Raw genomic sequence first — 24,487 nt, 5'->3', positions numbered from 1 at the left:
TTGTGTGATCGCCCCGCGCGTCGTGTCGTGCGTGTCAGGCCATCATCGCGCGTGCCGCATCATCCATACAGGCCGGTTTCCCCGTCAGGCGCGCCACCAGCGCCATGTAACGGGCCATGTAATCGCCCATGTCCAGCGTGCGCACCGCCTGCGCCCGGACCCTGCCGCGCAGGTGCCGTGACAGGGCGCGATCCTCCAGCAGTTCCAAAACCCCGTCCGCGATGCGCCGTGGCTCCAGAAACGGCACGAGGCGCGCGGTCTTCCCGTCATGCAGGAATTCCCGCACCGGTGCGGTGTCGCTGCCGACAATCGCGCATCCGCAGGCCATCGCCTCACGCAGGGACCATGACAGCACGAACGGGTAGGTCAGGTAGACATGCGCGTCGGAGCGGCGCAGCAGGTCGAGGAACCTGTCATAAGGCAGCCTGCCGACGAAATGCACGCGCGCGGGGTCGATCCATGCGCCAAGTTCCGCCAGCATCCGCTCCCGCCAGCATCCCTGTGGCGGTGGCGTGCCGTAACTGACGCCATCGCCGCCGACCACGACCACCCGCACATCCGGCCGGGCACGCAGGATGCGCGGCAGGGCGCGCATGAAGACGTGAAACCCGCGATAGGGTTCAAGGTCGCGCGCGACATAGGTCACCAGCTTTTCATGCGGGGAGATGCGGACATCCCCCAGCGCGAAAGGACGGGTCGCGGCCGCGGGGTCGGGGCGGCATTGCGCAAGGTCCACCCCTTCGCGAAGCAGGGTGATGCGCGGGCGCGCCCAGTCGGGATAGGTGTCGCGCTGGAAACGGGTGGGGGAATGTCCCCATCCCGGCTGCGCCAGCGCCTGCAGGTTGAGCGTATTGCGCGCGCGCACCATGGGCGCCGACGCGGGGGAGAAGGGAAATTCCGGGTCGAACCCGACATCCAGCCCCGACGGGTGATAGAAGAATTCGTAATATCCCAGCACCGGCACGCCGGGATAGACATCGCCAAGGTCCAGCAGTTCGCCCCAGCCATGATGGCCGATGATGATGTCGGGCATGAACCCGAGGTCGCGCAGCGTCCGCGCCGCGCGCGCCACCTGTGCGGCGCGTTCCATCGCATGGGCGATCTCGCCTACCGGCGGCGGGCCGCCCACCTTTGCGGGCGGGGGCATGCGGTATCCCACGCGCCGGACCCCCGGCATCGCGCCGGACCCGGTCTCGCTTATGAAGACAAGCTCGTTGCCGCCCTGCGCATGCAGGTGGCGCAGCAGGTGCAGGAACTGCCCGGGGAAATTCTGGTGGATGAACAGGTATTTCACCGTTCGTCCCCCCGGTTGTCATCCCCCCGGTCGCGCGGCGCCATGCGCACCATGGAACAGCGGCCGGCCGGACGGGGAGAAGGGCGTGGCGTCACGTTGCCGCCTCAACTCCGTCGCCGGGTCGCGGCCTTCTTGCGGGCCTTGAGCAGCGCCACCCGTGATCCGGGAACCTTGCGCCCACGACCGGGATGGATGTCTTCGGGCGACAGGGGGGTGGTTTCTTCTGTCCGGGGGGCCGCCGTGGCTTTCCCGGTGGCTTTTGCAGTGGATTTTGCGGCGGCTTTTCCCGTGGTCGCTGTGGCGGTCTTTGCTGCGGCCTTTGCGGACCCGTCGGCACGGCCCTTGCGGGGGGATGCCCTGCCCGTGCGCGTGGTGTCGGTGTCCGGCGGTTCTGCGGCAGTGCTGGCATGGGCTGCCATATCGGGCCGCACCCTGCCCCTGCGCGCCGTGCGACGGGCAGGCCGCGTGCGGGTGGGGGCCGGTTTTTCGGCTTCCGCGGCCTCCAGCAGTTCAAGCACCTGCGCCTCCCGCATGGGGTCGGCATCCGGCCACGCGCCTTCCGCCGCACCGTCGCGCAGCGTGTCGCGCGGGGCAATCTCGATCAGGAAGGCTTCCAGCGGGGAAAGGTCGTCGGACATGGCGGCGATGTCCTCCACCGGCCCGATGCGGCTGCCATCGACGAAGGTGGCGCTGACACGGCAGGTAAATGCCTCGGCCGCCTGCCCGATCAGGCGCACGCGCAGGCCCAGAAGCGGCAGCGCCATGCCGCGACTGCCGCAATAGGTGCCGCCCGTCACCCAGGGGGAAAACCATCCCTGTCCCAGCACCGCCTGATATTCGATCTGCTCCGGCGCGAGGGGGGCGTCGGGCAGGATGGCGAACCCTTCGATCCACGCCCTGCTGCCGATCGTGCCCATCCATGCATCGCACGCGACATGCACGTCGCCGCGCCGCTGGATATGGGCGACAATGCCGCGTTCATCCGCGTCTGCGGTGCGCGAGGAGGGCTGGGGGGATGCCGTGCGGGCCGCCGCCTGCGGCATCGTGGTTGCGGGTGCGGGGAATGCCGGTGTGGCGGCGGCTTTCGCCACCGGGGTGTAAAGCCGCGCGACCTGAAGGTTGGGCCGCACATTTTCATGGGCGGGGTCGTGATAGGTCGTGACCATGATCCATGTCGGCCGGTTGTCCACCCGGACCAGTGCCGCGCCACGGTCGAGGCCGAGCCACCCGTCCTCATCAAGGCCGCGGATCGTGATCGCGCCGTCGGGGTCCGTGGGCGACGGGGTGACGCGCACCCCCGGCAGTCCGCCGAGCGCCCCGGCCCCCGATGGCGCGGCGACAGGGGCGTGGAAGATGCAGAATGTCCCCGGTTCCAGCAGCATCAGTTGCGCCGCCACGCCGACATTGAGGATTCGTTCAGGCTGTCCCGTCATGCGTGGGCGTCCTGGTTGCAAGAGCGCGCGCGTGCGTGCCGCGCAAGGCATGTCGAAGGCCGGGCATGGGCCGGGTTGCGGATCAAGGCCGGATTTCCCCTGTTGGCTGTGTCGCGTGTCGTGTTCGGGTGCGCCGCACCGGTCAGGGCGGCGGTGTGTGGGTGGCATAAGACATGAAAAACATGTTCAATTGGTGAACGCCCATCGACAGCGGCAGCGTCACGCCCCGCCCCGTCGCGCGGAGACGTTCGGCCACCGCCCCGATGTCGAACGCCACGGCCGCAAGGCCCGCGCGCCAGAGCAGCCCCAGCGTGAAGCACCATGTCTCGGGACAGACGGAGGGCACGAACCCGACATCCGCCTGCTGCGCGCGGACAAGGGCCAGCGCCTCCGCCCGGTCGTACCGCCCGGTGATGAAGACATGCCCCGTCGCCAGCAGTTCCGCGTCATTGGCGCTGTATCCGGCGATGACATATTCCACCGGCAGGCCATGCGCCCGGGCATCGCGCGCCGCATCGCGCAGGATGTCGTAACCCTTTTCCATGCCGATCGCGCCCACGACAAGGACACGCACCCGCTGCGTGCGCAGACGTGGCGCCACGACCTGCATGTCCGGCGGCAGGGGCGTGGCGGCGACAAGCATCGGGAGCGAAAGCGTGGGACGGTCATCCTCCGGCGGGCGGACCTGTAAGGGTTGTGCCGGGAAATACCGCGCCAGCCTGCGTGCGACATCGTGCGACGGCACGATGACCCGCCGCGCGCGCGCCATGTCGCCTCCGAACCGCTCCCGCAGGGCGATGATGCCGCCATCCTCCTCCGGGTCCAGCAGGTTGCCCAGTGTCGCGATACATCGTGTGCAGCCCGCGATGTCCGGTTCCCCGCAATACCGGCCGGACGGGCCGACCATGACGATGCGCGGGCACAGCCCCGCATAATCATGCACATACATCTCGTATGGCACGCCAAGGGCCGCGCACAGTTCACGCAGGCGCGCGCCATGGCCCAGCGCGTGATGCCATTCGACAGTGCGCACGCCCTCGGTCCGCAGGAAGGCCAGCAGCGCATCGCGTTCCGCGGGCCAGCGGAATTCCAGCACCGGCATCTTCAGCCCCTGCGTCCCGTCGCTGTCTTCCTCGATGCGGAAGCCGACGGTATCGCGGGTGGCATCCGCGACGGGACGCAGGATCAGCGGACGCAGGCCGCGTGCCCGCCACATCCGTGCGCGATCGGTGATGACACGGTCCACCCCGCCGCTCATGGCGTGCGTGGCCAGCACGACGGCGCGTGAAAACCCCTGCGCCCGCGACATCCGCCGCCACAGCACCACCCCCATGCGCCGCCGCGCGGGGGCCAGCGGGTCGCGCGCCACATGGTCGCGGATCAGGGCGTCATAGCCGGGATAGAGACGGTTGATCAGCCACAGGTTGCGCTGCATCAGCGTCTGTCGCGCCACCCCGAACGATGCGCCGCCGACATGCCCCACAAACGCGCCGGGGGCCGCGACATGCCGCCATCCCAGTCGCGTGGCCCGCATGCAGAAATCGTTCTCCTCCCCATACCCATGGGCGAACAGGTCGGTGCGCAGGGGGCCGGTGGCGTTCAGGCAGTCATGGCGGATGAACATGCAGAACCCGTGCCCGGTGGGAATGTCCACCGCCCGGCCCGCATTGGCGGTGCGCGCGGCCTCCATCAACATGCGGACCTGCCGTGCATCGGGGGGCGGTGCGGTGTGGCCGTCGGCCTGCGGGTCGGGCCATGTCAGGATGCTGGCATCGTTGGAAAAGGGCGTGACGGTGCCGGTTTCCGCCCGCCCGTAGGCCACGATCGCCAGTTCGTCGAGCCATCCCGGTGCGACGAGCGTATCGCTGTTGAGCAGGACGACATCCGTTCCGCCCGCCTGCGCCAGTCCCGTATTGATGGCATGGGGATACCCCCTGTTGGCCGCATGGCGCAGCAGCGTGATCGCCCCGGTCGCGGCCATCCGGTCCAGATCCGCGCGCAGCAGGGCGTCCGGCGTCGCGTCATCGACGACGATGACCGACATGACGATGCCGCTTGCGGGTTGGGGAGGGGCGTGCAGCACACTGTCGAGACAGGCCAGCGTCAGGTCGCGGCTGCCATGGACCGGGATGATGACATGCACCCTGCCGCCATGTCGCGGGATGTGGCGGCACCGCGCGCCGGCCTTTGTCGTGCCGGCGCGCTGCGGGGCGGGCAGGGGGCCAAGCAGGATCGGACTGCCCGCCATGTCGCGGCCGTCACTGGTCTGTACATGCACGCTGCCGCTGGCGGGCAGGGCGGCGCGCGCGATACGCACCGCACGCGGCCGCGCCAGTGGCGGCAGGCCGGGACAGGGCACGGCATCCCGCGTGGCGTCGAATGGCGGCATCAGCACGCGTCCCTCCCCATCGCGGAGCGTGATGCGTGGTGCGTGCGCCGGGTCCGCCGGATGCCAGACCCAGCCGCTGATCCCGCCACGATCCAGCCGGACGGCCCCGACGGTACGGCGGATGACGGCAGGGTGCAGCGGACTGCCCAGCAGGGCGCGCCCCTGCCGGTCCGTGGCCTCCATCGTCGCCGCGCGGCGCGCGCGCGGGGGCAGCAGGCATGATGTGGGCGACCTGCGGCCCCGACGCAGGTCCGGGGTGTGTTTTCCCCCGTGCAGCACGGGCGCCGCCCCGTCGGGCAGTCCGCCCCAGTGCAGCGTCCCGTCGCCTGCCATGCCCACCCATCCGGGCAGTCCCAGCGCGCTACAGGTCCGTGTGGCGCACTCCCCGATGGCGGTATCGAACCCGTGGCGCGACAGCACATGGCTGACGGCCGTGCGGGCTTCCTCCCACTGCGCCAGCGCGATGTGCGCCAGCGCCAGCAGCGTCCAGCCCTCGCGGAAATCATGCTGTCGCAGCATGGGGTGCAGCAGGCGCACGACGCCCGCATGGTCGCCCATGCCCATCCGCCCGACCGCCAGCGCGAACCCGATCCCCGCATCCTGCGGCGCAAGACGCCACGCCCGGTCCAGCCAGGGGCGGGCGGCGGCGTCCTCCCCCCGCGCGATCAGGGACTGGGCATGGCGCAGGGCGGCATGGGCGTCGCCCCTGGCGGTCTCGTCGCCGGAGGCCTCATCACCGGGGGACGGGGGTGCCGCAACGTCATCGTGCGACATGTTGCGGGGCCTGTGCCTCGGGCGGCGCGTCCGGTGTGGCACCGGCAGGTGGGGCGGCATCCGCCGTGGCGGCAGGCAGGCGGGCCAGATCCTGCGCCGCCTGCGTTACCCCCTGCGCCTGTGCGCGCTGCAGCCACAGGCGCGCGCGCGCAGGGTCCGCCGTGCCCGCAAGCCCCCGGGCGAGGTAGCGCCCGAGCATGAGTTGCGCCAGCGCGTTTCCCCCCTGCGCGCCCTGCGTGAACCAGTGCTGGGCCTGTGTGCGGTCGGTCGGGATATCGTGCCCGCCGCCATACATCGCGCCGAGCGAGAACATGGCGTCGGCCTGTCCCTGCTGCGCGGCCTGATGATACAGCGCCAGTGCCGCATCATGGTCGCGCGGGCCGCCCTGTCCCGTCACATGCATCTGTGCGGCGGCGGCCTGCGCTTCCGCCATGCCGGCGCGGGCCGCCTGCATGATCCAGTGGCGCGCCGCCACCGGGTCGGCCGCAACGCCCTGTCCGCCCAGCAGCATGCGCCCGTACCAGTACTGCGCATTGACCACGCCGGCCTGCGCCGCATGTTGCATCCAGTGCGCGGCGTGTGCGGGATCGGGGGCATGGCCGAATCCCTCCAGCAGGCATTTGGCGTAATTGAAGGCCGCGACCGGATCGCCCGCATCCGCCGCGCGTGCGAACCCGTCTGTCAGGGCATCATGCCCGCCTTCATCCCCGTCCCGTATGGCATCGGGACCGGGCCCGCCCGTCATGCTGTCGAGCACGGCGGCAAGGTCCGCCGTCGCCGCACCGTCCCCGCACGTGACGGCACGGCGCAGCCAGTGCGCCGCCGCCCGTGGGTCCGGGGCGGGCAGGCCACGGCCGGACATGCACATCACCGCCATCATGCGGCAGGCGTCGGCGCGCCCGGCCTGTGCCGCGCGGCGGTACCATGACATCGCCTCATGGTCGCTGGCCATTTCCGCGATGCCGCGCGCATGCAGGTCGCCCACCACGATCGCGGCCTCGCGGTCGCCCTGCAGGGCCGCGCGGCGCAGCCATGTCTCCGCCCGCAGGACATCGCGCGCCACCCCCCGCCCGCGCAGCAGCGCCATGCCATAGCGTGCGCAGGCGGGACGGATATCCTGCTCCGCCGCCTGCTGGTACATCCGCGCCGCCGCCGCGAGGTCGATCTCTCCCCCCCGCCCGGTTTCATGCAGCATGCCCAGCACGTAGCACGCACTGCCCAGTCCCTCCGCCGCGGCCTTGTGCAGGGCGTCCATTGCCGCCGCGGCATCCGTGTCTAGCCGGGCAAGCCCCAGCCCCAGATAGCCCTGTGCGCATCCGGCTTCGGCGGCAAGGGTGCTCCATTCCCGTGCTGCCGCAAGGTCGCGCACCTCCTCCGGGCCATGGGCCAGCAGGTGGCCATACAGCGCCTGCGCATCAGGCAGGCCCAGTTCGGCGGCGCGCCCGATCCAGCGCGTTGCCTCCACCGGGTCATGGGCGGGGACGGGGGGCGCATCCCCGCCGGGCAGCAAGGTGCGCGCCGGGTCAGTGTGCGCGATGTCGAGCAGCAGCAGCATGCCAAAGGCAAAGCAGGATTCCGGATGCCCCGCCTGCGCCCCGCGCCGCAGCCAGCGCGCGCCCTCGGGCACGCTCGGCGCGGTGCCGAGACCGTCGAGATAGGCCTGCGCCACGCGGAACTGCGCCTGCGCCATGCCGTCGCGCGCCATCTGCCCCAGCAGGGCGAAGCCGCGCGCGGCCTCCCCGCCTTCGAGCAGGCGGCAGGCGTGCTCATAGGCGGCCCCCGGCGCGATGCCCGCGAAAAAACGGTCGAAAATGCGCGAGATTTTCATGGTGCCGACAAATCAGGGCTCACGCATGCCATTGGTCATCGCAGGGATCAGCTTGTTGAGCAGGTACTGCATGATGGTGCGCCGGCCGACATGGATGTCCGCCTCCACCGGCATGCCGGGCTGTGGGCGGAAGAAGGGGGGAACCCCGTGCAGGCTGTAGCGGTCGATCGCCAGGCGCACGCGGTAATAGGCCGCCTGCGGATCGCCCGAGGTGTCGGAGGTGCCGCCTTCCTGCGCCGTCATGCCGCCTGCGACGTTCGTGCCACCACCCGCGAAGGAATCCGCGCTGATGACGCGCACCGTGGCGTCCGCCCCGCCATACTGCGTATAGGGGAAGGCCGCGAATTTCAGCAGCGCCCTGTCGCCGGTGCGGACATAGCCGACATCCAGCCCCCGCATCACGGATTCCACCTCCAGCCGCCCGTCGATCGGGACCAGCGTCATCAGTGGGGAGGCCGCCTGCAGCACCGACCCGGTGGACAGGCGCGCGATGCTGAGCACCACGGCGTCCTTCTGCGCGCGCATCTGCACCAGCGTGTGATGCAGCATCGCCTTGCGATAGCTGCTGTCGGCATCGGCAAGGTGATGCTGCGCCACGCTGAGGTCCTGGTACACCGTCGCCTGCCAGTTGCCGATATAGCCGTCGCGCTGCGCCTTCATCGCGTCCAGACGTGCGCGCGTGGCCTCCGCATCGTGGCGCGCGGTGATCTGCGAGCGCACGACCTCCATCAGGCTGTCCTGCGAGGCGAGGGTGGACAGGCGGCTGCCGACCTGTTCACGCTGCAGGCGTTCGCGCATGTCGCGTACGTCGCTCGCCACCTTTGCGCGGGCGGCATACATCGCCGTGCTGGCCTCGTATCCCTGCAGGTCGCTCTGCAGGCCGGCCACCTGGCGGTCGTAATTGGCGACCTTGGCGGAATATTCGGATTTGCGGCGCATGAAATCCGCCGCCTCCTGCACCGAGGCGGGGTCGGACATGTCCGGGGCATAGTCCCGTCCCGCCGCCTCCGCCGACAGGCGCGCCACTTCCGCGCGGTAGGACGCGGCCTGCTTGCGCATGTTCTCCACGTCGGCGTCGCTCAGCGTGGGGTCGAGTTCCGCGAGGATGTCGCCCTTATGGACGATGTCGCCCTCATGCACGTTGATCGAACGGATGATCGACGTCTCGAGCGGCTGCACGACAAGGGTGCCGTCGGCCGCGACCAGCCGCCCGTTCGTCGTGACTACCCGGTCCAGCGGCAGGAACGTCATCACCAGCAGCCCCGCGATCGCAAGGCCGCCGATCACCCAGATGATGTACAGCGCCGCATCCTGCGGCGGCATGTCGATCAGCGCGGCGCTGGGCGAATAGAACTCCAGCAGGCCGGGCGGCATCGCCGTCGCACCGGCATCGGTGGCGGGCAGCAGGCGGGCAAGCCCGCGGCTGGCGTTGGCGGTCGCGTCGTGCGTCCCGTCCGGGGTGTCGGCATCATGGGGGGTCATGTCGCGCTCGCTCATTCTTCGGACTCATGAAGGTCGGGCAGCATGTCCGCCTCCGCGATGTCGGGCGGCGCGGACTGGTGGCGGTTCTGCTGCATCCACAGCGTGCGGTAGATCTCGCAACGGCGGAGCAGGACCGCGTGCGGGGCGATATCGACCACATGCCCCTGGTCCATCACGCAGATCTGGTCACATTCCATCAGCGACGACAGCCGGTGCGAGACGATGACCATCGTGCGCCCGCGCGCAAGGCGCTGCAGGTTGGCGTTGACCAGCGCCTCGCTCTCGGGGTCGAGGGCGGAGGTCGCCTCGTCAAGGATCATCAGGCGCGGATCGGAAATCACCGCGCGCGCGATGGCGAGGCGCTGGCGCTGCCCGCCGGAGATGTTGGTGGAGCCTTCCTCGATCCATGTCTCATACCCTGCGGGCATGCGTTCGATGAATTCCTCCGCCCCGGCAAGGCGCGCGGCGCGGACCACCGCCTCCATCGTCAGGCCGGGGCGGCCTGCGACGATGTTGTCGCGGATGGTGCCGCGGAACAGGAAATTGTCCTGCAGCACCACCCCGCACGAACGCCGCAGGTAGGTCAGGTTGATTTCGCGCAGGTCGATCCCGTCAAGCCGCAGGTAGCCGGTATAGGACCGGCTGACACCCTGCAGCAGGCGCGTGATCGTGGACTTGCCCGACCCGCTGCGTCCCACCAGGCCCAGCATCGTGCCCGCCGGGACGTTGAACGTGACATCCGACAGCGCGGGCGTCGGTGCGCCGGGATAGGTGAAGCAGACATCGACAAAGGACAGCGCCCCATGGATGGCCGGGCGCATGCCGGTGGTCAGCGCCTGCGTTTCGGTGGGACGGTTCAGCACCGACCCGGCTTCGCCCAGGGAGGCGCGGACATCGTTGAGGTCGTCGATCAGGCGCGCCATCCCCACCAGAGGGGCGGCGACCCGGCCGCCAAGCATGGTGAACGCCATCAGCGCGCCTGCCTCCAGCCCGGTGGAGGTGGAGGAAATGGCCAGGTACGCCCCGATCAGGATGATGCCGCGATTGATGAACAGGTCGAGCGGCATGACCATCGTGTTGATCCAGTTGCCCATCCGCCCTGATGCCAGCGACGTGCGCACGACATCGGCGGTGCGTTCGTCCCACAGGCGGCGGCGGCTGGGTTCCAGCGCCAGCGTCTTGATGGTGCGGATGCCCGAGACGGTTTCATACATGACGGCGTTGCGCGCCATCTCGGCATTGACCTGCCGCCCCACCAGCCGTCCCATCGGGGTCATGCCGATCACGACCACCAGCCCGATCGCCCCCGCCGCCGCCAGCGTCATCCACGCCAGCGTCGCGCTGAGCCAGAACAGCACCGGCAGGATCACCACCAGCGTAAAGAGGTCGAGGAAGGTGGACAGCAGCCGCCCGGTCATGAACTGCCGCACCTTGTAGATGGCGGACACGCGGCCGATGACGTTGCCTGCCTGCGCGCGTTCGAAGAACTCCAGCGGCAGCGCGAGCAGCCTGTCGAACACCGCAAGCGAGATTTTCGTGTCGAGGCGCGTGCTGATGACCAGCGTGAGTTCCCGCCGCCCGTAGCTGAGCAGGATTTCATACAGGCTCATGACGATGACAAGCCCGCTGATGGAGATCAGCGTTGACATGGAGTGGTAGTTCACCACCCGGTCGATCACCTGCATGACGATCAGCGGCGGGAAGATCGCAAGGATGCTGATGACCATCGACGCCAGGATGATGTTGCGCAGCAGGGCGCGTTCGCCCATCACCATATGCGCCAGCCACGTGGCGTCGATCGGCGGTTCGGCCTGGCGTGTCTCGCTGCGGGCGCGCACCAGCAGGACATCGCCGGTCCATGCCTGTTCCATGCGCAGTCCGTCCACCGCCACCGGCGCGCTGCCGTCCGGGGCGAACGGGTCCACCAGCCATACGACGCCATCGCCCGCGTCCGCGCCGACCATCAGGCCGGCCGACCCGTCGGTGAACATCAGCACGATCGGCGGGACGTCGCGCATCTGCACCAGCGTTGACCATTGCAGGTGCATGCCGCGAGCGCTCAGGCCGTTTTCCTCCAGCCAGCGGGCAAGGGACGCGACGGAGGGGACCTCTTCACCCGGTTCCGCCCGGTAATCACGGGCCTCAAGGTCGATACCATGAAATTTTGCCGCCCGAACCACCGCCTGCAGCCGTACCATGACGGGTGCGTGGGGTTCATCCTCCGGTGGGGGAAGGGCGGGATCTGTCTTCGGGTCCAGAGCGCCCACGGTGATCCCCTGCTTGCAATGCTGTCGTCAAATGAAGCCTGCAAACTAGGTCCAGAAAGCAAAATGTTTCTTAACGGCGGCTAGGCGTTTTCACCCGTCTGTTCGTCGGTCGCGCGATAGCGGGCGCGCACGACGATATCGGTCGTGACGTCACGGCGCAGCGCGGGCAGGGATGCCGCGTCGGCCATGACCACCACGCGCGCGAACCACGCGATGTCCCCCGTCGCGCGCCTGCGGAACAGGTCGCCAAGCAGCGTGCCGATTCCCCCCCGCCCGAGGCAGCACCCGCATCCCGCCCCGTGCCCGAACGCGGTGGGCGCGGGCGGGGCGAAGGGCACGACCGCCGCCCATCCCCGGGCCTGTGCCGCGGCCGGGGCGTCAGGCCCCACGCGCACCAGCACGGCGCGGGCGTCGGGGGGCAGCGCGCCGGGTCCGCACAGGTCAAGGCGGATGCGTCCGTCATCGTCTTGCATATCGGGGCCTTTCGTTTCAGAGGCTTTCGTCCGGGGCCGGGGCGCGATGTCGGGCATGCGCAGGTGTCCTTTGCGATATCGTGCGTGCCGTCCGTCCGCCGCCCCGTCATGCGGGCGGGCATGGCGCGGGGGACCGATCGGCGCGAAATGCGTTATGGACGCATCCCTGAACTGGACAGGCATGCGGGAGTAGGGGAATAAGATGGGCATGAACCGGCATGTTTGCGATGCCGCGGGTGTTCCGTCCCCTTCCATGCCTTCGTGTTCCGGTACGGCGGCACCCTTTGCGCATATGACAGATCAGGATACCCATGACCACTCGTCCCCATCTCCTTGACGCCCTTCGTGATCAGGTCCTGCTGTGTGACGGCGGGATGGGATCGCGCGTTCAGCTTCTGGACCTGGAGGTGGAGCGTGATTACTGGGGCCAGGAAAACTGCACCGAGATCCTGAACCTGTCGCGGCCCGAACTGGTGCGCGAAATCCACCGTGGCTATTTCGAGGCCGGGGCCGACATGGTGGAGACCAACAGCTTTGGTGGCTCCCCCATCACGCTGGGCGAATTCGGGCTGTCCGACCGGGCGCGCGAAATCAACCGCACGGCCGCCCACCTTGCCCGCGAGGCGGCGGAGCAGTTTTCGGACGGGCGCCACCGCTATGTCGTGGGATCGGTCGGGCCGGGGACGAAGCTGCCGTCGCTGGGCAACATCGATTACGATACGCTCGAAGCCGGGCTGACAGAACAGTGCCGTGGCCTGATCGAAGGCGGCGTGGACTGCCTGCTGATCGAGACGTGCCAGGACACGCTGCAGATCAAGGCGGCGGTCAACGCGGGCAAGATCGCGCGCGCCGAACTGGGCACGGACACCCCCATTTTCGTGCAGGTCACGGTGGAGACCACCGGAACGCTGCTGGTCGGGCCCGACATCGGGGCGGCGGCGACGGTCATCAATGCGCTCGACGTGCCGGTGATGGGCCTGAACTGCGCCACGGGGCCGCAGGAAATGGCCGAGCATGTGCGCTGGCTGTCGGAAAACTGGCCGGGCATGATCTCGGTCCAGCCCAATGCGGGGCTGCCCGAACTGGTCAATGGCAAGACGCATTATCCCCTGACGCCGCAGGACATGGCGACATGGGTGGAACGCTTCATCGTCGAGGACGGGCTGAACCTGATCGGCGGGTGCTGCGGCACGTCCACGCCGCATACGCAGGCGCTCGACGCGATGCTGCGCCGCCGCGCAGAAGCGACGGGCCGCACCCTGCGCCCCGCGCCCGTGCCGCGCAGGCCGGTGTGGGTCCCCTCGGTCGCGAGCCTGTATTCGCAGGTGCCGCTGCGGCAGGAAAACAGCTACTTCTCCATCGGGGAGCGCTGCAACGCCAACGGGTCGAAGAAATGGCGGCAGTTGCAGGAAGCCGGCGACTGGGACGGGTGTGTCGCCGTCGGGCGCGAACAGGTGGCCGAAGGGTCCAATGCGCTCGATGTCTGCACCGCCTTCGTCGGGCGCGACGAAATGCGCGAGATGAACGAGGTCATCACCCGCTTCACCTCCTCGGTCAATGCGCCGCTGGTGATCGATTCGACCGAGACCCCGGTCATCGAGGCCGCGCTGAAGCTGCATGGCGGCAAGCCGATCATCAATTCGATCAATTTCGAGGATGGGGAGGGGGCGGCCAATGACCGCCTGAAGCTGGCGCGCAAGTTCGGCGCGTCGGTCATTGCGCTGACCATCGACGAAGTGGGGATGGCCAAGACTGCCGAAGACAAGCTGCGGATTGCCGAACGCCTGGTGGATTATGCCTGCAACAAGCACGGCCTGCCGCAGTCCGACCTGATGATCGACCCGCTGACCTTCACCATCGGCACCGGGGTGGAGGACGACCGCAAGCTGGGGCTGTGGACGCTGGAGGGCATCCGCCTGATCCATGAGAAATTCCCCGATATCCAGATCGTGCTGGGCCTGTCGAACATTTCCTTCGGCCTGAACCCGGCGGCGCGCGCGGTGCTCAATTCCGTCTTCCTCGACCATGCGGTGCGCGCGGGCATGACGGCGGCGATCGTCCATGTCTCCAAGATCCGTCCGCTGCACCTGATCGCGGAGGAAGAGGTGAAGGTGGCCGAGGACCTGATCTTCGACCGCCGCGCCGAGGGGTACGACCCGCTGCAGCGCATGCTTGAACTGTTTGCCGACCGCAAGGCCGCCGACGCGGTGAAGAAGGTGCGTGCCGAAACGGCGCCCGAACGCCTGAAGGACCGCATCGTCGATGGCGACCGCAAGGGGCTGGAGGATGACCTGGCCGAGGCGATGCGCGACATGGCGCCGCTGGACATCATCAACACCGTCCTGCTTGACGGGATGAAGGTGGTGGGCGAACTGTTCGGCGCGGGCAAGATGCAGTTGCCCTTCGTTCTGCAGTCGGCCGAGACGATGAAGGCCGCGGTTGCGTGGCTGGAGCCGCACATGGAGCGCAAGGAAGGCCAGACGCGCGGCACCATGGTGCTGGCGACGGTCAAGGGCGACGTCCATGACATCGGCAAGAACCTTGTGGACATCATCCTGACCAACAATGGCTATCGCGTGGTCAACCTTGGCATCAAGGTGCCGGTGGCGGACATGATTACCGCCGTGCGCGAACATGGGGCCGATGCGATCGGCATGTCCGGCCTGCTGGTGAAATCGACCGTCATCATGCGCGAAAACCTGGAGGAGATGAACCGGCAGGGGATCGAGACGCCGGTCCTGCTTGGCGGTGCCGCGCTGACGCGCAATTACGTGGAGGAAGACTGCGCCGCCGCCTATGGCGAGGACGGGCGCGTGGCCTATGCCCGCGACGCATTCGACGGGCTTTCGCTGATGGACAAAGTGGTGAAGGGCGAATTCGACGCCTATATCGCCGCCATCCAGTCGCGCCGTGCGACCAAGGCGACACGCAGTACGCCGCGTGACCTGGAGCAGGCGGAAAACCGTGGCTTTGCCCCCGCCGACATCCCGGCCGCCCGGGCGCGGCGCGAACGCCTGACGCGTGACGAACCCGTCATCACGCCGCCCTTCTGGGGGCCGCGCGTGCTCGAGGCCACGCCGGAGGCGGTGCTGCCGTTCCTCAATGAACGGTCGCTGTACCAGTTCCAGTGGGGCTTTCGCAAACAGGGCCGTTCCCTGGAGGATTTCATGGTCTGGGCGCGCAAGGAACTGCGCCCGGTCATGCGCCGGATGCTGGCGATGTGTGCGCAGGACGACATCCTGCGCCCGCAGGCGTCCTATGGCTACTGGAAGGCGGCGGGCGAGGGGAACGACCTGATCCTGTTCGACACCGATGGCACGACGCAGGTGGCGCGCTTTACCCTGCCGCGCCAGCCACGCGCGGATGGGGAATGCATCGCCGATTTCGTGCGCGATGTGGACGATGCGCAGCGTGACGTCATCGGCCTGCAGGTCGTGACCGTGGGGCAGAAGGCGTCCGACATCGCGCGCCAGTGGTTCGAGGCCGACCGGTACCAGGATTACCTCTACCTTCACGGCCTGTCGGTGGAGATGGCGGAGGCGATGGCCGAATACACCCACAAGCGCATCCGCGCCGAACTCGGTTTCGCGGCGGAGGATGCGCGCGATATGAATAAACTGCTGCAGCAGGGCTATCGCGGGTCGCGCTATTCCTTCGGCTATCCCGCCTGCCCGCGCCTTGAGGAGCAGGAACCGATCCTCAAGCTGCTGGATGCCGAAAAGATTGGCGTGACGCTGACCGACGGGTTCCAGTTGCACCCCGAACAGTCCACCTCGGCGCTGGTGATCCTCAATCCCCACGCCAAGTATTTCTCCATCTGAAGGGTCGCGCCGTGCGCGCGGGTGATGCCGCGCGCACGTTGTTGACCGCGAACCTGTTGGCCCCCATCATCGGGACATGTCCCATCCCGACGACCATGACAGTGCCGATCCGGATTCTGGCCTGCGGGCCGGGGCGGTGATGACGCGGCTTTATGAAGGTCTGCGCGCGCGTGCGGGGAATGATGGCGCCGCGCGTGCCGGTATTGCGCCCGATGCGCGTGAACTGGCGCATATCCGTGCGGCGGCCCGGCAGTTCACCATCCAGGCCGAACAGTGCCTGATCGCCCTGATGAGCGAGGATCATGGCGCACTGGTGCGCCACAGCGCCGATGTCCTGTCGGAACTGGTGCGGACATGGGTGGCCTGCGGGATCGACCCGGAGGATATCTGGATCGAACTTGACCGTCGCACGCGCATGGGCAACCTGCTGCTGGCGCTGAATACGGCCGAACGCCGCAGCGCCGCCCCCGCCCTGCGCCGCCGCCCGTGGAAGATCCGCACCACCAAGCTGCCATAAGCCGTGCTTACGTAATACACTGAAAGTAAAAGAAGTTTTTGGTGAAGCTTTTTTCAAAAAGCTTCACGGAACGTCGCCTTTTTGAAAAAAGGCGACACCCAAAAACTTTTAATCTTCTCCCATCGGTTTTGCCGCCCACGCGCTGCGTCACGCCTGCGCGGGGGAATTGATGGTTTTTCCCCCTATGAACCGGAACGGGCAGGTGGCATAAGCACCCCGGCGGCGGGGCATCGCCACAGGTGCAGGTGCCCTTATTCCCGCCGGAGCAGAAGGAACAGCGCGATCCATGGATCGGGTCCATGCCCGCTGCGTGTCCGCCCCCCCGGCGCGCAGGATTTTCCCCCGGTCGGTCCCTCCTTGCCTGTCTTGTGGCGGATGAACTGGATCGACATTGCCTGCCTGTCCATTGTCGGACTTTCGACGGTGGTCGGCGCCGTACGCGGCTTCTCGCGCGAAGTGCTTGGCATTGCCGCGTGGACGATGGCGGGCATCCTGGCCTTTAGCTGGCACGGTTTCCTGATCCCCTATGCCGCGCAATGGGTGCACACGCCCTTGCTGGCGCGTGCGGCGGCGCTGGGGATAATGTTCATCGCGCTCCTTGTCGTTTTCACCATGACGGCCCATCTGTCGGGTCAGGCCGTGCGTGGCTCCGTCCTGGGGGGAATCGACAGGATGCTGGGGCTGCTATTCGGGGTGCTGCGCGGGTATGCCTGCCTGCTTGTGCTGTATATGGCGGTGTGTTTCCTCATGCCGCAGGACACATGGCCCGATGCCATGAATGACAGCCGGATTGTCCCCCTTATTGGCGACAGTACGACATACCTGTCGCATTTTACGTCCGATTCCATCACGCCACACCTTGCGCAACCGGCGCGAACGCGTCATGACGCGCCAATCTGAACCTTCCGCCGGTCCCCGCCGCCGCTGTCCGCCAAGGAAAGATCGCTGATCCATGTCCCGCATCCGCTTCTCCGCCTCGTCCGGTTCTCCCATGCAGGCATGCGCGCCGAACGATGACGTTCCGGCCCAATGGCATGACGATGACAAGCCGCATGAGGAATGTGGCGTCTTTGGTGTGTGGAACACCAAGGGGGCGTCGGCGCTGACGGCGCTGGGCCTGCATGCGCTGCAGCATCGCGGGCAGGAAGCCACCGGCATCGTGTCGTATGACGGTGAGCGTTTCCACACGCACAAGGGACTGGGCCTGGTGGGCGACGTCTTTGGCGATGCGCAGGTGATGGCCACCCTGCCGGGCCACAGCGCGGTGGGCCATAACCGGTACGCCACCACGGGCGCGACCCTGATCCGCAATGTGCAGCCCCTGTTCGCCGATTTCGAATTCGGCGGCCTTGCGGTGGCGCATAACGGCAACCTGACCAATGCCGAAACCCTGCGCAAGGCGCTGGTGCGCCGTGGCTGCATCTTCCAGTCCACGACCGACAGCGAGGTGTTCATCCACCTGATCGCCATTTCGCTGTATGCGAGTGTGGAAGACCGCCTGATCGACGCGCTCAAGCAGGTGCTGGGCGCGTATTCGCTGGTGGCGCTGTCGCGTGATGCGCTGATGGGCGTGCGTGACCCGCTGGGCGTGCGCCCGCTGATCCTGGGGCAGATCCCCGGCGAGGAGGGCGAAGGCCCGACCTGGGTGCTGGCGAGCGAGACCTGCGCGCTGGACATCGTCGGGGCGGAGTTCGTGCGCGACGTCGAACCGGGCGAGATTGTCGTCATCAATGACGAGGGCATCCGCTCCATCCGGCCATTCAACACCAAGCAGTCGCGTTTCTGCGTGTTCGAATACATCTATTTCGCGCGGCCCGATTCCGTCATGGATGGCAAGGCGGTGTATGACACGCGCAAGCAGATTGGCGTCGAACTGGCGCGTGAAAGCTCGGTGGAGGCGGACGTGATCGTGCCGGTTCCCGATTCCGGCGTGCCGTCGGCCATGGGCTATTCCGTTGCCAGCGGCATTCCCTTCGAACTGGGGATCATCCGCAACCATTATGTCGGCCGCACCTTCATCGAACCCACCGACCAGATCCGCAACCTTGGGGTGAAGCTGAAACATTCCACCAACCGCCCGGTTCTGGATGGCAAGCGGGTGATCCTGGTGGATGATTCGATCGTGCGTGGCACCACCTCGCGCAAGATCGTGGACATGGTGCGCGCGGCGGGGGCGAAGGAAGTGCATATGCGCATTTCCTCCCCGCCGACGATGCATTCGTGCTTCTACGGCATCGACACGCCCGAACGCAGCAAACTGCTGGCGGCGCAGCATAACCTTGAGGAAATGGCCGAACTGATCGGTGTGGATTCGCTGGCGTTCATTTCCTTTGACGGCCTGTATCGCGCGCTGGGTTACAAGGATCGCGACGGGGCGTGCAACCGGTATTGCGATGCCTGCTTCACCGGCGACTATCCCATCGAACTGGTGGACTATAACGCTGAACATCCCAACGTCCCGGCGTGACACCGCCGTCTGCGCGCCAGTTGCCTGAGGGGACGGTCGCGCTGGTGACCGGCGCAAGCCGGGGTATCGGGCGCGCCGTGGCCTGCGCCCTGGCCGGGGCGGGCGCGCACTGCATCCTCGTGGCCCGGACGGTGGGCGGACTGGAACGCACCGACGACCTGATTGCCGCGCGCTGTGGTGGCGCGGGGGCGACGCTGCTGCCGATGGACCTTGCCGATGGCGCAGCACTCGACATGCTTGGCCCGTCGGTCATGGCCCGGTTCGGGCGGCTTGATATCCTTGTCCACTGTGCCGCGACGCTGGGGGTGCTGACGCCCGTGACCCATATGGATGTGGGGGCGTGGCAGGACTGCCTTGCGCTGAACACCACGGCGGCATGGCGTCTGATCCGCACGACCGCCCCCCTGCTGGAACATGCGCCGCATGGGCGCGCCGTGTTCCTGACCGATGCCCATGCCAGCGCACCTGCCCCGTTCTGGGGCATGGTGGCGGCGTCACGCGCGGCGCAGGACGCGCTGGTGCGGACATGGGCATGCGAAATACCCGCCACGTCGGGCCTGCGGGTCAACCTGTTCGACCCCGGAATCGTCGCGACACGAATGCGCCGGCAGGCCATGCCCGGCGGTGATCCCGCGCCCCTGCCGCGCCCTGAACAGGTGGCGCGGCAGATCGTGCCGCTGTGCCTGCCCGGTGAAATGCGACAGGGGCAGCGGATTGCTGCCATGCCTGTTGTGCAGCAGGGGTGAGGCTGTTCTTCTGAAGCTTTTTGAAAAAAGCTTCACCAAAAACTTCTATAAATTCAGGAATATGCTGTCGTGGTATTCCGCCTGCGCAAAGTCATGGTTTCCAAAGGGCAATGCCCTTTGGCGGGTTTCAGGGCAGAGCCCTGAGGACATCTGCCCGCACCGATTCCGGTTGTGCATCGGACCGTATCTGCCCCTATACTGCGCCACATGAGCAAGAGCACACCCGCGACGGCTGCCCTCGATGAGGCCGGTGTCGCCTATACGGTTGTTCCGTATGAATATGATTCCAGCGCCGATCAGGTCGGCAACCATGCAGCGCAGGCGATCGGGGAGCCGCCGGAGCGGGTTTTCAAGACCCTGATGGTGGAGGTTGATGGCCGGGGTGCCTGCGTGGTCGTGCCGGTTGCCCGCAGCATCAGCATGAAGAAGGTCGCCGCAGCATTCGGCGGCAAGTCCGCGCAGATGATGAAGCCCCCCAACGCCGAACGCGCCACCGGGTTCAAGGTGGGCGGCATCAGTCCGTTCGGGCAGAAGAAGCAGGTCCCGACCGCCATCGCGCAGGAAGCACAGGCCGAGCCGTACATGGTCATCAATGGCGGAAAGCGCGGACTGCTGGTGCGCCTGTCGCCTGCGGACGCGATGCAGGCCAGCGGCGCATTCCCCGCCGACCTGCTTTCGTAAATAGGTAAAAGCTTCAGAAGAACGCCGCCTTTTCAAAAAAGGCGGCACCCGAAAACTTCTGTTTTTAAAAGACGGTTTTTACTGTTCGCCGCCCTGGTCGTTCATCTGGAACGGCGCGACGGGGTACTTGCCCGACTTCGCGATTTCCTCGGGGTCTTCGTTGGGGCCGGGGATGTAGACCGACGGCAGCGTGGTGTTGAGGTGGGTGACGACCTCGTTGCTGATGTCGAGCGTATTGTCATGCAGCGCCGCCGTGCCCGCCTGCAGCACCATCGTCATGCCGCGCGCCCGCGCGATGGCGGAGACGATCTGCTGGATTTCGCGCTGCACCTGATTCAGGCCGACCTGCGCGTCTTCTTCAAGGATACGGTTGCGGTTGCCGAACTTGGTGCGGTCCGCCATGACGCGCTTCTGCAGTTCCTGCTGCTGCGCCGGGGTCGGGGCCTTGCCGCTCTTGAGGATGCCCTGGCGGATGCCCTGCAACTGCGTTTCCTCGGCCCGGACGTCACTGACAAGCGCCTCGCGCCGGGTGCCGAGTTCCTTTTCAATCTTCTGTACCGCGACCGACTGTCCCATGATCATCTGGGTATTGAACACGCCGATCACGGGGGCCGTGGGGCGCACGCCAGCAGGCAGCGGCTTGAATTCCGGCACCGCCGGCATCGGCAGGACCGGCGGCTGCTGCGGCTGCTCCGCGCCGGGGGCCACGCCCTGCGCCATTGCCGCAACCGGCGCCAGGGTCATCGCCAGCGCCAGCGTGGCCCAGCGTCCGAACCCTGCCCGCTGACGGGTCGGGGCAAGCCCGGCATTGCGCTTAGCTGTCATAATCCAAATCCATGATTGTTCCGCCATCCAATATCTTTGGGTAGCGGATCATATGGCGAATTAACAGCCCCGGTCCCATAAAAAAGCCCCCATGAAAAACATGGTGTCGCGTCATGTGGGGACCAGGTGGAATGTCGGGTGGATGCGGGTCGTGGCGTGTGGTGTCACAGACGCCACAACAGGGGAGTGTGGGACAGGAAAATCACGAACAGGCCGCCCAGGAAGGCGATGCGGAACCCGCGGTTGGCCCCCGCCTCAAGAAGCTGGTCACGGGTCAGGATCTGCATGAAGGGGTCGTACATCCGCCCCCGCTGCGCCTCCGGCATGCCCGACAGCCGTCCCCGCCATTCGTTCCTGTGGCGCAGTTGTTCGGTGCTGGAAATATTTACCCGTTCGTAAAGGGAGGTGACATAGGAATCCAGATCCTCGATTCGGAACAGGATTTCACGGGCATTCTTCACGGCGGCGTGGGGTCCGGTCCGCACCAGCCGCAGACAGCGCAGGCGAAAGGGGGTGATTCCGATATGTTCTGCCGCCTCAGGCATCGAAAGCATGCGCTTGAGGGGGAACATATGAACCGTAGCCTGCGGATCGTCAGAGATGATGGGGCCGGTCATGATATGTGGTAAAATCGACCATCATTCCTTGGCCTGTCAAATGGAATATGGCCGTGGCGTAAGGCCTGCGCACATATGACCCATGCAGCGCCACGCCATGGTCATGGCCCGCCATGGGGCCGTATGCGCGCCCCCGCACGGGGGCGGCCGGCCCGTCATGGTCGGGGAATCTGGCACGGGCGGTATAAAAAGCGGGACAAACGCCGTCCATCGCAGATATCATCAGATGGGGCGCCGCCCCCGCCGCATATGTGCCCCGGATGATATCCCGGTTCGGCCCTGATCCGTGCATCAGGGCACGCCATGCAGAGGTGAGGTTACACATGGACCGTCGCATTCGCACCGGACGACTGGAACTCAGCCCCGTCTCATGGCGGGACATTGATGACGTGGCGCGCCTGAAGGCCAATGCCGGTGCCGTGGGCGTGCGCTGCTGCGGCATACGTTCACGCGGGCAGAGCGAGGCCGATGTGGCCGCAAGCATCTTTAGCTGGGGCCGCAACGGCGTGGGCCTTTTCGCCGTGCGTGAAAGGGGCCGTTTCGTGGGCATGGCCGGGGTGCGTCCCGGTGGGCAGGGGGACAGCTACGAATTCGAATTCGCCCTGTGCCCCACGCGCGCGGGCCGTGGCCTGACGCGGGAGGCGGCGGGCGCCGCTCTGGCCTTTGTCCATGATGCAGGGGTGGAGCGCGTGATCGCCCATGTGCCTGATGGCGACATCATGGGGCGCCAGATCATCGGCGGCAGCGGCATGGCCCTGTGCCAGCATTATGCTGGCCCCGACGGGCGGGAGATGCTGCTCTATCACAGCGTCCGCCGTCCCGTGGTCATGTCAGGGCCGGTGATTCACTGAGGCAGCCTCTTGATAAGAAATGGCTTTGTTCTGACTTTTTTCACGAAGGCCGCGGTTTCTGAAGCTTTCTGGAAAAAGCTTCACCAAAAACTTCTTTGAATTTAAGGCCATTTCCTGCGGCGGCCTTCCCGATTCCATGAAGCTATGGTTCCCAAGGGGGCAGCGCCCTGGGACGCCAGCATCGATGCCCAACAATCACGGGGCCTGAAACCCGAACGGGGCGGGACATGGTCCCACCCCGCACCGGCACGTCACAGGTCACGCCTGTTCAGTGATGGTTGGCAAGCTGCTTTGTCAGGGCATGCAGCAGCGCATCGACATTGCCGCCATTGCGCGCGATGTAGGAACTGTAATCCTGCCGCTGCGTCAGGCGCAGGCTGGCCCCTTCGCCCACGACATCCACTACCTTTGGCGTACCGCTGCTGGAACTGATGACCCATTCCGTATTGGCGGGTGGCTGCCCCGGGCGGTTGATGACGGTGGAAACCGCGATGTCCTCGCCCGAGGGGGCGGTCTGCCCCACCGTGAAGGAAACGCCACGATAATCGCCGATCTTGTCCGTGATGGCGTTGACCAGCACCTGATGGAACAGTTGCAGGTAGTGGGTCTGCTGTTCCGGGGTGGCGATACGCCAGTACCGCCCGATGCAGTACCGGCCGATCGCATCGACATCCACGTTCTGATCCAGCAGGGGCTCGATCTGCTGCTTCTTCTGCGACAGGGAAATGTCGTTGTTGACGATGGCAACCAGCTTGTTTCCAAAATCATGGACAAACGTGCGGGCCTGCGCACCGCTGTCAACGGCATGGACGGGGGCTGTCACCGACAGGGTGCCGGCGATCGTGAGAAGACCCAGTGCATGGCGACGGGTGAAAGATGTCTGCATCGCTGTGTCCCTGTATGGTTCTTTTTATCTGTTGCTGTACCAGTCCGGCACCGTGGCGCGGTTGTCGGCCTTGATGGCCGCCGCCTGCGCCTTGCGCTGCTGCTGGTAGGCGCTGCGGATCGTGGCGTAAGGATCAAGCGAATCCTTCAGGACCTGATCGAGCGCATCGACATTGGTGGCCATGCCGTTGATGGTGCCCATGATGCTGTAGGCCCAGTTGAAGGTCACCAGACCATAACCACGCGGCACGTAGTTCCATGGCGCAAGCCCGACATCAATGCCATAGCCGATGCCATCACGGAAGGAGGACGGGCCCAGCACCGGCAGGAACAGGTAAGGCCCTGACGGAACCCCCCATGTCGCCATCGTCAGGCCCGCATCGTTGTCATGATGCTTGTACCCGGCATAGGAGGCGACATCGATCAGCCCGCCAATGCCCGCAGTCATGTTGATGCACCAGCGCACGAAGGCGTCGCCCGCGCGGCGGGACTTGCCCGCGCCCACGTCGTTGAAGAACACGACCGGTTCGTTCATGGTCTGGTACAGGTTGCCGAACGAATTGCGCAGCGGGCGCGGCACGGCCCAGATATACGCCTTCGCGACCGGGCGCAGCGTATATTTGTTGGCCCACATGGTGATGCCGAACGCCTTGCGGTTCATCTTCTCGTACCGGTCGTTGGCTTCGTTGTATTCCGCCAGCGCGTCGGGATCCTTGGGCGGTGGCGTCGCGCATCCGGCCAGGGCCAGCAGGCCCATGAGCGCACCGGCCACACGCAGTGCCGGACGACGGGGAAGCGGGGACGGGCGGGGCGACGAAGAATTCGATCCTGTCTCTGCGCGCATGCTCGTTTCCGCTTCCCTCTGTCTTCTAGGTTCCGGCGGAAGAACGCCGGAGGCTATGTATTTATAAAACCTTGTGTGGGCCATGCCCGCGTGCGTCCCTCTCTAGCATGGGATGGGCGTTGTGCAATCCGCAAGCGGGGGATCGGACGGATATTGTGCCTGCATTGCAATGACGACATGGGAGTAAACCGGGTTTTCACACCGACATGCAATGACATCGTAACATGCGATTGTCGCAAAAGGTGTGGCCGGGAATCCACATCTCCCCCCAGCACCGCGTCCGCCGTCCCCTC

Annotated in this window: 18 protein-coding genes; 7 read left to right on the top strand and 11 right to left on the bottom strand. The window is 66.7% G+C overall.

What is annotated here, in order from left to right:
* Positions 1-34: 34 nt before the first annotated feature.
* The 7 genes from HNH97_RS09500 to HNH97_RS09470 form a co-directional block, all read right to left on the bottom strand.
* Positions 35-1,294, bottom strand: coding sequence for a glycosyltransferase (locus HNH97_RS09500; protein WP_171790718.1), 1,260 nt, complete (start codon positions 1,292-1,294; stop codon positions 35-37).
* A gap of 104 nt (positions 1,295-1,398) precedes the next feature.
* A complete protein-coding gene (locus HNH97_RS09495) occupies positions 1,399-2,727 on the bottom strand; it encodes a hypothetical protein (protein WP_171790717.1) in 1,329 nt (442 codons plus the stop codon).
* A gap of 142 nt (positions 2,728-2,869) precedes the next feature.
* Positions 2,870-5,890 (bottom strand): glycosyltransferase, encoded by a 3,021-nt coding sequence (locus HNH97_RS09490; RefSeq protein WP_244949384.1) that lies wholly within the window; start codon positions 5,888-5,890, stop codon positions 2,870-2,872.
* Positions 5,877-7,718, bottom strand: coding sequence for an SEL1-like repeat protein (locus HNH97_RS09485; protein WP_171790716.1), 1,842 nt, complete (start codon positions 7,716-7,718; stop codon positions 5,877-5,879). Before HNH97_RS09485 ends, HNH97_RS09490 begins: the two co-directional genes overlap by 14 nt.
* A gap of 12 nt (positions 7,719-7,730) precedes the next feature.
* Positions 7,731-9,215, bottom strand: coding sequence for an HlyD family type I secretion periplasmic adaptor subunit (locus tag HNH97_RS09480; protein ID WP_171790715.1), 1,485 nt, complete (start codon positions 9,213-9,215; stop codon positions 7,731-7,733).
* The gene (locus HNH97_RS09475) at positions 9,212-11,398 is read right to left on the bottom strand and encodes a peptidase domain-containing ABC transporter (RefSeq protein WP_244949386.1); all 2,187 of its coding nucleotides are present in this window, start codon (positions 11,396-11,398) and stop codon (positions 9,212-9,214) included. The genes HNH97_RS09480 and HNH97_RS09475 overlap by 4 nt, the downstream gene beginning before the upstream one ends.
* 149 nt (positions 11,399-11,547) lie before the next feature.
* Positions 11,548-11,940, bottom strand: a complete 393-nt coding sequence (locus HNH97_RS09470) for a hypothetical protein (RefSeq protein ID WP_171790713.1) — start codon at positions 11,938-11,940, stop codon at positions 11,548-11,550.
* Between the two features lie 311 nt (positions 11,941-12,251).
* Between HNH97_RS09470 and metH the strand changes: the two genes are divergently transcribed.
* The 6 genes from metH to ybaK all read left to right on the top strand — a co-directional run bounded on the left by metH (position 12,252) and on the right by ybaK (position 20,172).
* Positions 12,252-15,761: a methionine synthase gene (metH, locus tag HNH97_RS09465; RefSeq protein WP_171790712.1), complete on the top strand. Its 3,510-nt coding sequence runs from the start codon at positions 12,252-12,254 to the stop codon at positions 15,759-15,761.
* A 76-nt stretch (positions 15,762-15,837) separates the two neighbouring features.
* On the top strand, positions 15,838-16,278 hold the full coding sequence (locus tag HNH97_RS09460; RefSeq protein WP_110912420.1) for a phosphoribosyl-ATP pyrophosphatase: 441 nt from the start codon (positions 15,838-15,840) through the stop codon (positions 16,276-16,278).
* Between the two features lie 357 nt (positions 16,279-16,635).
* A complete protein-coding gene (locus tag HNH97_RS09455) occupies positions 16,636-17,178 on the top strand; it encodes a CvpA family protein (protein WP_244949383.1) in 543 nt (180 codons plus the stop codon).
* A 91-nt stretch (positions 17,179-17,269) separates the two neighbouring features.
* Positions 17,270-18,745 carry an amidophosphoribosyltransferase gene (purF, locus tag HNH97_RS09450; RefSeq protein ID WP_171790727.1) on the top strand — a complete coding sequence of 492 codons (1,476 nt, stop codon included), beginning with the start codon at positions 17,270-17,272 and terminating at the stop codon, positions 18,743-18,745.
* Complete coding sequence (locus HNH97_RS09445; RefSeq protein WP_171790711.1) at positions 18,742-19,491, top strand: SDR family NAD(P)-dependent oxidoreductase; 750 nt, start codon at positions 18,742-18,744, stop codon at positions 19,489-19,491. The genes purF and HNH97_RS09445 overlap by 4 nt, the downstream gene beginning before the upstream one ends.
* A gap of 207 nt (positions 19,492-19,698) precedes the next feature.
* Positions 19,699-20,172: a Cys-tRNA(Pro) deacylase gene (gene ybaK, locus HNH97_RS09440; RefSeq protein WP_110912423.1), complete on the top strand. Its 474-nt coding sequence runs from the start codon at positions 19,699-19,701 to the stop codon at positions 20,170-20,172.
* Positions 20,173-20,250: 78 nt separating this feature from the next.
* Here the strand turns inward: ybaK and HNH97_RS09435 are convergent, their stop codons facing one another.
* The gene (locus HNH97_RS09435; RefSeq protein WP_171790710.1) at positions 20,251-20,997 is read right to left on the bottom strand and encodes an OmpH family outer membrane protein; all 747 of its coding nucleotides are present in this window, start codon (positions 20,995-20,997) and stop codon (positions 20,251-20,253) included.
* A gap of 164 nt (positions 20,998-21,161) precedes the next feature.
* On the bottom strand, positions 21,162-21,458 hold the full coding sequence (locus HNH97_RS09430; RefSeq protein ID WP_244182133.1) for a DNA-binding protein: 297 nt from the start codon (positions 21,456-21,458) through the stop codon (positions 21,162-21,164).
* Between the two features lie 479 nt (positions 21,459-21,937).
* Between HNH97_RS09430 and HNH97_RS09425 the strand changes: the two genes are divergently transcribed.
* Complete coding sequence (locus HNH97_RS09425) at positions 21,938-22,465, top strand: GNAT family N-acetyltransferase (RefSeq protein ID WP_110912425.1); 528 nt, start codon at positions 21,938-21,940, stop codon at positions 22,463-22,465.
* Between the two features lie 268 nt (positions 22,466-22,733).
* On the opposite strand, the gene HNH97_RS09420 is transcribed toward HNH97_RS09425, so the two are convergent.
* Both HNH97_RS09420 and HNH97_RS09415 read right to left on the bottom strand, forming a co-directional pair.
* Positions 22,734-23,351, bottom strand: coding sequence for an MlaC/ttg2D family ABC transporter substrate-binding protein (locus HNH97_RS09420; protein ID WP_110912426.1), 618 nt, complete (start codon positions 23,349-23,351; stop codon positions 22,734-22,736).
* 24 nt (positions 23,352-23,375) lie between these two features.
* Positions 23,376-24,107: an MlaA family lipoprotein gene (locus HNH97_RS09415; protein ID WP_110912427.1), complete on the bottom strand. Its 732-nt coding sequence runs from the start codon at positions 24,105-24,107 to the stop codon at positions 23,376-23,378.
* Positions 24,108-24,487: the final 380 nt, after the last annotated feature.

Source organism: Gluconacetobacter entanii, from assembly GCF_013155425.1.
Lineage (GTDB): Bacteria > Pseudomonadota > Alphaproteobacteria > Acetobacterales > Acetobacteraceae > Novacetimonas > Novacetimonas entanii.
The sequence above is the reverse complement of the archived record's forward strand: the minus strand, read 5'-3'. Positions and strand labels throughout refer to the sequence as shown.